8 protein-coding genes are annotated in these 12,129 nt (G+C 46.7%); 7 read left to right on the top strand and 1 reads right to left on the bottom strand.

Features of this window, described 5'->3' with window-relative positions:
- The first annotated feature begins 172 nt into the window (after nucleotides 1-172).
- The 6 genes from BC643_RS14165 (at nucleotide 173) to BC643_RS14140 (ending at nucleotide 10,187) form a co-directional block, all read left to right on the top strand.
- On the top strand, nucleotides 173-799 hold the full coding sequence (locus BC643_RS14165) for a TetR/AcrR family transcriptional regulator (RefSeq protein ID WP_120273703.1): 627 nt from the start codon (nucleotides 173-175) through the stop codon (nucleotides 797-799).
- On the top strand, nucleotides 789-2,132 hold the full coding sequence (locus BC643_RS14160) for a TolC family protein (protein WP_170154562.1): 1,344 nt from the start codon (nucleotides 789-791) through the stop codon (nucleotides 2,130-2,132). Before BC643_RS14165 ends, BC643_RS14160 begins: the two co-directional genes overlap by 11 nt.
- A gap of 3 nt (nucleotides 2,133-2,135) precedes the next feature.
- Nucleotides 2,136-3,284 carry an efflux RND transporter periplasmic adaptor subunit gene (locus tag BC643_RS14155; RefSeq protein WP_120273701.1) on the top strand — a complete coding sequence of 383 codons (1,149 nt, stop codon included), beginning with the start codon at nucleotides 2,136-2,138 and terminating at the stop codon, nucleotides 3,282-3,284.
- Between the two features lie 35 nt (nucleotides 3,285-3,319).
- Nucleotides 3,320-6,766: an efflux RND transporter permease subunit gene (locus BC643_RS14150; protein ID WP_120273700.1), complete on the top strand. Its 3,447-nt coding sequence runs from the start codon at nucleotides 3,320-3,322 to the stop codon at nucleotides 6,764-6,766.
- A gap of 368 nt (nucleotides 6,767-7,134) precedes the next feature.
- Nucleotides 7,135-9,240, top strand: a complete 2,106-nt coding sequence (locus BC643_RS14145; RefSeq protein WP_120273699.1) for a PKD domain-containing protein — start codon at nucleotides 7,135-7,137, stop codon at nucleotides 9,238-9,240.
- 11 nt (nucleotides 9,241-9,251) lie between these two features.
- Nucleotides 9,252-10,187, top strand: coding sequence for a PorP/SprF family type IX secretion system membrane protein (locus tag BC643_RS14140; protein ID WP_120273698.1), 936 nt, complete (start codon nucleotides 9,252-9,254; stop codon nucleotides 10,185-10,187).
- Nucleotides 10,188-10,343: 156 nt separating this feature from the next.
- Here BC643_RS14140 and BC643_RS14135 read toward each other — a convergent pair whose 3' ends face one another.
- Complete coding sequence (locus BC643_RS14135; RefSeq protein ID WP_170154561.1) at nucleotides 10,344-10,790, bottom strand: C-GCAxxG-C-C family protein; 447 nt, start codon at nucleotides 10,788-10,790, stop codon at nucleotides 10,344-10,346.
- A 190-nt stretch (nucleotides 10,791-10,980) separates the two neighbouring features.
- Between BC643_RS14135 and BC643_RS14130 the strand changes: the two genes are divergently transcribed.
- Nucleotides 10,981-12,126 (top strand): acyltransferase family protein, encoded by a 1,146-nt coding sequence (locus BC643_RS14130; RefSeq protein ID WP_120273696.1) that lies wholly within the window; start codon nucleotides 10,981-10,983, stop codon nucleotides 12,124-12,126.
- Nucleotides 12,127-12,129: the final 3 nt, after the last annotated feature.

The following is a 12,129-nucleotide window of genomic DNA, read 5'->3' as shown; positions in this document are numbered from 1 at the left end:
GCCTTTCCTCGACTTATTTCGTCACTAACCGATTCGCTATCCGATCAGCACGCCTGGTAGGCTTACTTTTGCACGTGATTTTTTTTTCGAAACATTAATTTCACAAAAACTACGGAAACTATTAACGTGTCCATAGTTTCCAATTGGTATTTTTCCTATAGCTTTGCACTCTATGAACGACGATAAGAAAACCTACATCATCGAAAAGGCAGCGGAACTCTTTTTCAAACACGGAATCAAGAGCGTTACTTTGGATGAGATCGCGGGACAAGCTAGCATTTCGAAAAAGACCATTTACAATTTTTTCAAAGACAAGGAAGACCTAGTCGATCAACTGACTAACAAGTATTTTCTTTGTAGCGACCACTTTCGACTGGAAGAAGGCGACGATTTAAACGCCATCGATCAAATCATTAAAATCCGCGACAAAGTGATCCAGATCCTGAGCCTTTTGCAAAGCAACATTGATTACGATTTGCGACGCACTTATCCCCGAATTTATGAGAAGCTCAAGAACTTCAAACGTGTTACCGTCTACAACAACGAGTGCTTACTACTGGAAAAAGGGAAAAAGGAAGGACTGTTCCGGGCGGAGCTAGATCAGGATTTTATCGCAAAAATGACAGTTGGTAGAAGTTTATTCATTTTAAACCCCGACAACGGTTTGTTCGACGAAAAGGAAGCGATGAGTCTCGAATTATTCGACAAAACAATTGATTACCATCTACATGCCATTTGCACCCCGAAAGGGATTGAATACTACAAACAACAATTAAACAATGTTCAAAATGAAAACTAGAGTACGACAAACAATCCTGATTTTGTTCATGCTCATTACCGTGGGAAGCGCTTCAGCGCAGGATACCCTGCGGTTTTCGCTGCCCGAGGCTAAGGATTATGCCATGCAAAACTCGTACGTCATCCGCAACAGCTCGCTCGACGTGGATGCAGCCCGTAAAAAGGTGTGGGAAACCATTGCTACCGGTCTGCCGCAGGTATCCGGTTCAGCAAGCTACACGAACTATCTGAACCTACCGGTTTCGTTGATCCCTGCCGAATTTGTCGGTGGAAACCCGGGCGAGTATTTCGAAGTAACTTTCGGCCAGAAATTCAATTCCGACTTCGGCTTCACTGTAGACCAACTCTTGTTCGATGGTTCGTACATCGTTGGGGTGAGTTCTGCAAAGTTGTACCTGCAACTTTCTGATCAAGCCAAAGAAAAGAGCGAAATTGAAATTCGGCATGCGGTTGAGCAAGCCTACTACGGCGCTTTGATCGCACGCGAAAATCTTCAGGTTTTGCAGGAAAACCTGTTAAACAACGAAAAGCAATTTACCGACACCAAAGCATTGTACGAAAACGGATTCGTAGAAGAACAGGATCTCGACCAACTCAAGTTGATCGTTCAGAACTCGGAAAATGCAATCATCAAAGCGGAACGGGAAATCCGGGTGGCCGAAATGGTTCTGAAATACACCATGGGCGTCGATGTTACAACCCCCATCGCTTTAAGCGACAACCTGACTGATTTCATTAGCCCGCTATTGCTGGAAGAAGAAGACACCACTGTTTTCGACCTAACCACACACATCGACTACCGGATTGTAGATTCGCAACGACTGAGTCAAATCAAATTACTGAAACTGGAGCAGTCTGCTTATCTGCCAAGACTGAGCGCCTTTTACAGTTGGAACAAAACATCCTACGGGAACAGCTGGAACCTGTTTAAAAGCAACGTCGCCTGGTACCCGTCTTCCATGTGGGGTTTAAACCTTTCTGTTCCTATTTTTTCTGCAGGCAATAAAGCGGCAAAAGTAAAACAAGCACGAATTGAACTGGAGAAATCGGAGAATGATCAACGATTGGCAGCTCAAACACTGCAGAAAGACTATCTAACCGCAATTGCCGACCTGGAGAGCGCTGTTGACCAGTTCAACAACACAGCGGACAACAAAGAGCTGGCAAAACGGATCTTCGACAAGTCGCAGATCAAATACAACAACGGGATCACTACCAGCTCTGACCTGGCCGTAACCGAAGCCCAATTCATTACAGCCCAGTCGAACTGGGTAAACTCTGCCATGCAACTATTCACGGCAAAAATTAACTACGACAAAGCAATTGGAAAGTAACACATGAAAACAAATACACCTTACATCATGAAAAAAATTAACCTGCTGTTTATTGCCGGCATCGGCCTGCTCATGGCTTCCTGCTCGGGAACGCCCGATAACAGCCCCGAAGCCAAACGCAAACAACTGGCTCAATATAAAAGCGAAGTTCAGGCGCTGGAAGAAAAAATTACCGCATTGGAGGACGAGCTTGATGAGATGAGCGATATTGAGTACGTCAACATTAAAACGACCGAAGCCCAGCCTCAGCTGTTCGAACACTTTATTGAAGTAACCGGTAAAGTTGAAGCCGACCAGGAAGTGAACGTGAGCCCGGAAGGATCGGGAATTATTACCGACATTCTGGTTAGCGAAGGTCAGTACGTGACTAAAGGAACCACTTTGGCCACCCTCAACACCGACATGCTCGACAAAAGTATTGCTGAAGCCCGCATCAGCCTCGACCTGGCAAATACCACGTTCGAACGTCAGCAAAACTTGTGGGACCAGAAGATTGGTTCGGAAATGCAATACCTGCAGGCGAAAACCAGCAAGGAATCACAGGAAAGCCGTCTGGAAAGCCTGTTAGCCCAAAAGGAAATGGCCGAAGTGAAAGCTCCGGTTGACGGAACTGTGGATGTGATCTTCCAGAAGCGTGGCGAGATCGCAGGTCCTCAAATTCCGTTTGCCAAAGTAGTCAACATTAAAAAGATCAAAATTTATGGTGATGTTGCCGAATCATACCTGACCAAAGTAGATAAAAACGAAGAAGTGTTTATCGACTTTCCGGCCATCGGTCGCCAGGCAAAATCGAGAATTGAGCAGATCGGAAATTACATCGATCCGAATAACCGGACTTTCCGTGTTCGCGTTGACCTGAGCAACCCGGATAACCTGATCAAGCCAAATATGATTTCAATCCTGAAAATACGCGACTATGTGGCTGATTCTGCCATTGTTATTCCTTCGCTGTTGATCAAGCATGATTTCAAGGGCGAATACACGTTCATTGTTGATGCTTCCGGCGACGTAAAAAAAGCGAAGAAAGTCTACATAAAATCAGGCGTTTCGAACAACAATATGACTGAAGTAACCGAAGGCATTGAGCCCGGCATGACCATTATTTCTGAAGGTTTCGACCAGGTAATCGATGGTACACCCGTTGCCTACTAACAGCTCCAACGCTCACCGATTTAAAGAAACAACTTATGTCCAAGGATAAAGAAAATAAAGCTGACAACAGTGAACACATAACCAGGAAGTTCAGACCGACATACCTGGCGATTAAGAATAAAACGACTGTTTATATTCTGACTGCACTGTTGGTGTTTTTCGGGATTTTCTCGTACAACCAAATGCCCCGCGAGCTTTTCCCCGAAATTGTGGTACCCTACATTTTTGTGCAAACCATCTACCCCGGGAACTCTCCGGTGGATATTGAAAACTTTATTACGCGCCCCATTGAGAAAGAGCTGAAAGGCATGCAGGGGATTAAAAAAGTTTCGTCGGCCTCGTACCAGGATGTCAGTATTATCATCGTCGAATTCAATACCGATGTCGACGTGAAACAGGCTCTGCAGGACACAAAAGACCGGGTTGACAAAGCCAACTCGGAACTTCCGGATGACCTCGATGCAGATCCACTGGTGCAGGACCTCGACTTTTCGGAGTTCCCGATTATGAACGTCAACCTGAGTGGTGACTTCAGCCTGCGCGAACTGCGTAAATTTGCAGAAACGCTACAGGATGAGTTTGAAGGACTGAACGAAGTCTCGGAAGCTACTCTGAAGGGGGTTGATGAACGTGAAATTCAAATCAACGTTGACCCGTACAAACTGGAAGCCAGCGGCATGAGCTTTCAGGACGTGGCAACCGCCATACAGGTTGAAAACGTGACAATGGGTGCCGGCGAGTTCACATCCGACGAGACCCGCCGCGTGATACGTACGCAAGCCGACTACACCAACATGGATCAGATTGCCAATACCATCATCAAAGTGAATGGTGGCAAACCGGTTTACATTCGCGATATTGCTACGGTTGTAGATGGCTACAAGGAAAGATCAACCATTTCGCGCCTTGACGAAAAGCCGGTAGTCACCCTGTCGATTACCAAGAAGAGCGGACAGAACATTTTATCGGCAACCGAGAAAGTACGCAACCTCATCGAGGAACATCAAAAAAGCGGATACCTCCCCTCAAACCTCGATGTCCGTATTACCGACGATAATTCATACTACATCCGAAACCAAATAGCGAACCTCGAAAACAGTATCATCTTAGGAATGCTGCTCGTAATTTTCGTGCTGTTCCTGTTCCTTGGTTTCCGCAACGCCTTGTTCTCGGGCTTGTCCATCCCCATGTCCATGTTCCTGTCGTTTGTCATTTTGCAGCAAATGGGAATTTCACTGAACAACATGGTGCTTTTCAGCTTGATACTTGCGCTGGGGATGTTGGTGGATAACTCCATTGTGGTGGTCGAAAACGTTTACCGGCTCCACTCGCACGGCTATTCTGCCCTTACGGCAACCAAACGCGGGGTCAGCGAAATTGCCTTCCCGATTATTTCGTCAACCCTGACAACACTCGCGGCCTTCTTCCCGCTGATCTTCTGGAAAGGGATTATGGGTGAGTTCATGAAAATCTTGCCGCAAACGCTGATCATCGTACTCGCCTCATCATTGTTTGTGGCGCTGGTACTGACTCCGCCGTTTATTGCCGGGTTCATGAAAATCGAAGACATCAACCGCAAGGCCAATGTGAAAAAAGGCCTGCGCAATGCAGCTATTCTTGTTGCTCTGTCGCTACCATTCTACCTGTTGAAGATATTCTGGATGGGCAACATCATTGTAACAGTTGCGCTACTTATTCTACTCAACATTTTTGTACTGCGAGGCACCGCCCGCTGGTTCCAGAATAAATTTCTGGTTTGGCTGGAAAACTTCTATGAGAACCAACTCAAATTTGCTTTGACCGGCAAGAAACCCTTGATCTATTTCTTCGGAACTATCCTGTTGATGTTCCTGTCAATCGGTTTTTATTTTGCGTCGAACCCTCATGTTGTTTTCTTCCCTTCAACTGAACCGCAAACGGTTTATGTGACCTCCGAGTTGCCACTGGGAAGTTCGATCGACAAAACCGACGAAGTGACTCGTCGCGTGGAAACGATCGTGAATAAAACCCTGAAACCATACATGCACGTTGTGAAGTCGGTGACAACGAACGTGGGTAACGGGAAGGGAGACATGTTTGAAAACTCGACTGCTCCGAATAAATCGCTCATTTCCATTTCGTTTGAGGAATTCAAACTACGTGATGGCATTAGTACAACCGATGTCATGGCTCAGCTGGCAAAAGACCTGAAAGGCTTTGTCGGAGCAAAAATTTATGTCGAAAAAGAAGACGACGGACCACCGGTTGGAGCTCCGATTAGCATCGAAGTTTCGGGCGATAAATTCGACCAGCTTCTGCACATTACCGACGACGTTATTAACCGGATTGATGCTGACCGTATTCCCGGTATCGAGGGGTTGAAACTCAACATCAATACCAACCAACCCGAAATGTTAGTTCGCATTGACCGTGAGAAAGCTCGTTTGTACAAACTTTCGACGACTGAAATTGCGTTGGCCTTGCGTTATGCGCTTTACGGATACGATGTGGGCGACTATAAGGACGGCGAAGATGAATACGATATTTTCATCCGCTTTGATGAAAAATACCGGAATAATGTTTCGACCCTGATGAACCAGGTGATTCAAAACGACGGCAACAAAATTCCGATCTCAGCAGTAGCTTCTTTCGAATACTCTTCGACCTATGATAAAATTAACCGAATCGACAACAAGCGGACAATTACGATTTCGTCGAACGTGTTGCAAGGTTTTAATGCCAACGAGATTAACGCTCGCATCCGGCAGGTACTTTCAAACTATGAAATACCTCGGGGATATTCTATAAGTTATACCGGTGAGCAACAGGAGCAGGAAGAAAGCAGCAACTTCCTGATGATGGCACTGCTGATCGCTTTGGCGTCCATCACACTGATCCTGGTGACCCAGTTCAACTCGTTCATCCGCCCGTTGATTATCATGACGACCGTACTCTTCAGCACCATCGGAGTATTCCTCGGGCTGGGAGTTTTCCATATGGACTTTGTGGTGATTATGACCGGTATCGGTATCATCTCGCTGGCGGGTATCGTGGTAAACAACGGTATTGTACTGGTCGACTACATCGACTTGCTGCGCCAGCGTCGCCGCGAAGAATTGGGCTTGTCGGAAAAGGCTTTCCTGAGCATCCACGACGAGATCCATTGCATTGTGCAAGCCGGCAAAACGCGTCTGCGCCCGGTATTGCTGACGGCAATTACGACGGTACTTGGATTGGTTCCCCTGGCTGTGGGTCTCAATTTCGACTTCTTCACTCTTTACACCGACTTCAACCCCGATTTCTCGATTGGTGGTGAAACAGTCGCTTTCTGGGGACCGATGTCGTGGACGGTTATCTTTGGGTTGACCTTTGCAACCTTCCTGACGCTGATCATTTCGCCGGTGATGTACATGCTGACGATTCGTATCAACTATCAGGTAAAAAAACTGCTGGGCATGTTGCCTCAGGATTCCATGCGTAGCAAAAACGAGATCGAAGAATAGTTCTAATCAATAAAGTTTTTAAACAGGCGCTCGTTTGCTTCGGCAGATACAGCGCCTGTTTTTTTGTTGGAGACTGATTAAACTCAGGGCTAAAATTGGAGCATTGAAAAAGAAAAAGTAGGGTAAACAAAGTCTGCTGTGGAATAATTTAAAAGAATGTTGCACAACGTGTTGTGAGAAAACCGGATTCGCTTTGTTCAAAACCGCAGGAAGACACAGTCAAACCTGCTAAAATAGGAGCATTAACGGGGACTTTCATTAAAAAAGGGGATTTGCCATTGGACAACCTGACCGATCGTGGTTAGCTTGGTTCCGCTACCTGCGCGCATTCAAACAGCTGAAATTATTCACCTGCTAAACACCCAACCATGAGTCAGTGTAGCACTAGGATCGTCGCATTTTTAGGCTCTGTTATTATTTTCTTTGGAACACCGTTCACCGCTCTGTCTCAAAACAAACAGAACCTGGGATTCGAAAGCGGCAACTTCAACGGCTGGGTTGGTTACACCTGGCGCGAAAGCCTTGAGGTCACCTCTGTCAACTCATCCCCAACCCTGGTTAGTTTACCAACCTCACGCCGGCATGTGATTATTTCCAATCAGTCGGCTTACGATTCCAACACCGGCAACGCCTTGAAGATGATTCCCGACGGTTACACCTATTCTGCACGCCTGGGCTGCGAGATCACGAGTTCCGACACGAACCCCCGGTGTTGGGAACAAAGCTTGCGATACACCATGACGGTCGACTCGACCAATGCTTTTTTACTGCTCAAATTTGCCTGTGTTTTGCAGTATGCCAGCGACCATACCGCCCTGCAGGAGCCACGTTTCAAACTGACGCTTTACGACTCGAACGATGATGAGATTCCGGACTGCTCAAATTACGATGTTTATTCATCGGCCAGTATCGATGGATTTCAATCGTATACGCCCTCCGGTTCAAGTGATCCGGTGATGTGGCGTGACTGGACCACTGTTGGCGCAGATCTCACGAAATATATCGGCCAGGAAATTGCCGTTGAATTTATGTCGGCCGACTGCAAAGGGCGCTACCACTATGGATACGCTTATTTTGTAGCCGATTGCCTGCCGCTGTACATTACGGTTGATTACTGCACAAACGACAACGTCGCAATTCTGGAAGGCCCGGAAGGTTTCGAAACATACCAATGGCTTGATACCGACAGCTCCACTGTAATTGGCAACGAACAGGATTTGCTACTGGACGACCCGCAGGAAGGCGCCAAATATTTTTGTGTCATGAAATCGGAAACCGGCTGCCAGATCACGCTTTCGTCGGTTGTGGCGAAGTACGAACCGAATGCCGATTTCGATTGGGAGATGAAAGATTGCACAACAAACGAAGTTGCTTTTACCAGCACAAGTACAACAAACACAGGTTCCCTGAGCTATTTATGGGATTTAGGGGAAGGTAATACCTCAACGGAGAAAAGCTTTACACATCAATTTGAAACGTCGGGCTTGCATGATGTGCAGCTGATTATTTACAATCCCCCTTCCGGGTGCTCGGATACCATTTCCCAAACGGTAGAATCATTTTCGCCTCCTTTGGTTGGATTCACGGGCGACACCACTTATTGCCCCGGCGAAACAACAACTTTGCAAGCGTATGGCGCCTACCGGTACGAATGGAGTACCGGAAGCACGGCCGAGTCGATCCAACTTGGCGATCCCGGCGGAACGTACTGGATGTTGGGATATTCTTCCGAAGGATGCGTTTCGGATACGATCAAATTTACTGCTTCCGCAGACGCTACCTGGACCTTGAAGCTGTCGGGCGACAGTTTGTTTTGTGCCGGAACTTCGTCTACATTGGTTGCCAATGCAGCAAGCTCGTATTTGTGGAACACCGGAGAAACAACAAGTTCCATCCAAACCCAATCGGGCGGAACCTATACTGTCACCGGTTATTCCGACTTCGGATGCAAACAGGAATTAAGTATCACCATTTCCAGAGTGCCAAACCCGGATCTCGATTTTTCGCTTTCGACAAATTCCATCGATGTGCGCCACAACACGGTTGATTGCAATGCAGTTTCATCGGATGCCATTTCATTTGAATGGGATATGGGCGACGGCAATCTTGTGGATCAAGCAAGCCACACGTATACCTACTCCATTCCCAATGAATTGACGACGTTTGACGTGACAATTACAGTCGAGAACGACTACGGTTGCACAACTGTCGGATCTTCCAGCGTTGCAGTAACACCCTTTATTCCCAACGTTTTCACCCCGAACAATGATGGAATAAACGACTCTTTCATGCCGGGCTTCGAGCAGGAAATATTCGACAGGCACGGCTTGGTTCTCTACTCCGGTGATGTTGGCTGGGACGGCTACTACAAAGGAAAACTGGTCGATCCCGACACCTACTTCTACGTCGTCAGATACACCGATACCAACGAAGAAGAACACGTCAAGAAGGGCTTTATAACCTTGGTCAAATAAAACCGGCAACTATGAAAAAAATTCTACTCCTATCCGTCGGACTTCTCTTTTTGACCATTCAATCGGTTTTTGCACAAACCGAGTTGGGAATGACCAGTCATTGGTACAATCGCGCCAACTACAACCCGGCGTCTATCGCACGCGCCGGTTTCATCTACTTTTTCTCGAACTACCGGAACCAATGGACAGGCATTGACGGCGCACCGGAAATTTACAACCTCAACGCCTCAGGCTTTTACGAGGAATACCATTCGGCTTTTGGAATAAGCATGCTTCGCGACGACATTGGATTGACAACTGCGCTCAACCCCACGCTGCAATACGCTTACCAACTGAAACTGGATCGCGATCTTTTTCTTTCCCTGGGGCTCGCAGTGGGAGTCTACACCCGAAGTGTCAATACATCGGCTTACGAAGCTGTGATCATCGACGATCCGGCGCTGGACTACACTTCCGAACGTTACAGCTCGCCCGATGCAAGCCTGGGATTCGAACTACAAGCGGAGTATTTCATCGTTGGAGCATCTACAACACACCTTTTTGCGCTTTGGAAATCCGACGATGAACTACTGATTAGCAACCACCGCTACTTCTACGCCTATTACAAGAATACTGAAAAGGAAGCCTATAATCTGACGGCCGGCATTCAGCTTTCAAACCGAAGCAACCTGACCGTTGTGGAAGGAACAGGAATAATACGCTTTAAGCGACCAACCGGATTGGTGAAAGGTCCGACCGAACTGTTTGACCTGGGAGCAACTTATCGAACCAGCAATGAACTTACTTTGCTTTGCGGTATAAACATCAGCCGCAACATTCGAATCGGTTATACTTACGACTTCAACCTGGGTTCTGAATTAAAATCCAACCCTTCTCACGAATTTCTGATTGAATACCGGATACCGCTGCGCCGCTATCGTAACACCGATTTCATCTGGTACAACTAATGAGAGTTTTGAGCGCCGAAAGCAGCATGCAAAATTTTATTTTCGGGACGAACACAACTTCTGGCCACGGAACACGTAAAATCAAACGGCTGAAGAAATATTTCAGTTCAACGCAAACAGTAAATAACTTCGAAGGTGCTTGATGGAACAAATTCGTTAAGCACCTTTTTTTTGCGCATCCAGCAGCTGATCCAGAATTCGGCAGGCACTTGCAATGAAGTGAGGACAGCGCGTTTCGAATAAGTAATTCTCCTGCGCAAAAGCTCTTCCTTCAGGCAGCGACACATTGACACCCAACAACTCTTTGCAAAGCAAGCTGCCCTGCTTCTCGCGAAACAAGCGATTAAAGTGTAAGGTATCTTCCTTCATTTTGATTTTCGACTCGGGAGTTGGAGTCGCGTACGCTTTGCTTAATCCGAGCACCATATAGGCACCAGTCACTGCACCGCAAGTTTCTCCGCAATTCATTCCGCCACCAAAGCCAGCTCCTAATTTCAGGCAGTATGCTTCAGTCAAACCAATTTCTTTGTTAAAAGCGGTCAACACGGCCTGACAACAATTAAAATTCTCAAAGCAGGCCAAAGCTTTGTCCGTTCTGTTCATGGTTTTTGTTTCCAAGTTAGTCAAATTTGAACAGAAAACATTTCTGCCATCTGCACCAGCCTGAAAATGGTTCCTCAACTTCATTTTAAAGTCAACGAACAAAAAGGAAGAACAAGCTTGTCCCTAGGATATAAAGACTTTTTGGTATAGTTTTACGCGCTTCATAAAAGCCCTGTTAATTTAAACATTTATGACTTATTCCACAGATGCAGCCTTACTGCAAAGCAAAAAGCATTTTCACGTTCTGGATGGTTTAAGAGGAATTGCCGCTTTGGCTGTGGTCGTTTTCCATTATATGGAATGGGTTTATCCGGATTTCTCGAAAAACTTCATTGGACACGGATTTCTGGCCGTGGATTTTTTCTTTTGCCTTTCCGGCTTCGTGATTGCCTATGCTTACGACTCCCGACTAACACAAATGGGGCTTCGTTCATTTTTTACGTCACGGTTAATCCGGCTGCATCCGCTGGTAATTGCAGGCGCCGTGCTTGGGCTGATTGGACTTTTTGTTGACCCTTTTGCCAACCACGCAGCAGCATACTCCGGATCAATGCTGGCATTAATTTTTGTTTGCTCACTGTTGTTGATTCCACTCCCAATTATGCAGGAGCGAGCATTCAACAATTTCAGTTTAAATGCACCTGCCTGGTCATTGTTTTGGGAATACGTTGCAAACATGATCTACGCCCTGGTCCTCGTCCGCCTCTCCAAACGTGTAATCGCGTTCTTGCTGATTCCCGCAGCCGCGGGCATCCTGTGGGTGGGCTATCATGCCGGCGCTCTTTTGGGAGGTTGGGATGGCAGCACCTTTGTGCATGGCGGAATCCGTATGAGTTATTCGTTCCTGGCAGGCTTATTCATTTTCCGCTCAGGTTGGATCATCAAAAACAAACTGGGATTTGTTTTATTGTCGATCTTGCTGGCTGCAGCCTTTATGACATCCGGGATTTCAAAAAACTGGATTGTCGAGTCCGTCATCATCCTGTTCTATTTCCCCCTATTGGTATCTCTTGGTGCCGGATCAGTTTTGTCTGGTTCACTTCAAAAAGCCTGCATCTTCATGGGCAATATTTCTTATCCGCTGTATATGACTCACTATGTTGGGATCTGGTGGTTCGGGAACTATTATATCACGCAAAATCCGCCCCAGGAACAACTTCCCTGGATCATCGGAATTGGAACCATCGCCATGGTAGTTTTTGCATGGCTGGTCATGACATTCTACGACAAGCCAGTACGCAATTACTTAACGAAGAAAAGGCGAGAGCGCTTGGCGCGTTACCGAGCTGCAGTTATTACCGTGCAAGATTCGTCACCTTTGGGGAAGAAGAACTAACGA

This window comes from Mangrovibacterium diazotrophicum, assembly GCF_003610535.1.
Lineage (GTDB): Bacteria > Bacteroidota > Bacteroidia > Bacteroidales > Prolixibacteraceae > Mangrovibacterium > Mangrovibacterium diazotrophicum.
This window is presented reverse-complemented; position numbering and strand designations above follow the sequence as displayed.

Bases quoted from the DNA above. Each gene is read 5' to 3' on its own strand.
- BC643_RS14165 (WP_120273703.1), top strand. From the start codon at position 173: ATGAACGACGATAAGAAAACCTACATCATCGAAAAGGCAGCGGAACTC.
- BC643_RS14160 (WP_170154562.1), top strand. From the start codon at position 789: ATGAAAACTAGAGTACGACAAACAATCCTGATTTTGTTCATGCTCATT.
- BC643_RS14155 (WP_120273701.1), top strand. From the start codon at position 2,136: ATGAAAACAAATACACCTTACATCATGAAAAAAATTAACCTGCTGTTT.
- BC643_RS14150 (WP_120273700.1), top strand. From the start codon at position 3,320: ATGTCCAAGGATAAAGAAAATAAAGCTGACAACAGTGAACACATAACC.
- BC643_RS14145 (WP_120273699.1), top strand. From the start codon at position 7,135: ATGAGTCAGTGTAGCACTAGGATCGTCGCATTTTTAGGCTCTGTTATT.
- BC643_RS14140 (WP_120273698.1), top strand. From the start codon at position 9,252: ATGAAAAAAATTCTACTCCTATCCGTCGGACTTCTCTTTTTGACCATT.
- BC643_RS14135 (WP_170154561.1), bottom strand. From the start codon at position 10,790: ATGAACAGAACGGACAAAGCTTTGGCCTGCTTTGAGAATTTTAATTGT.
- BC643_RS14130 (WP_120273696.1), top strand. From the start codon at position 10,981: ATGACTTATTCCACAGATGCAGCCTTACTGCAAAGCAAAAAGCATTTT.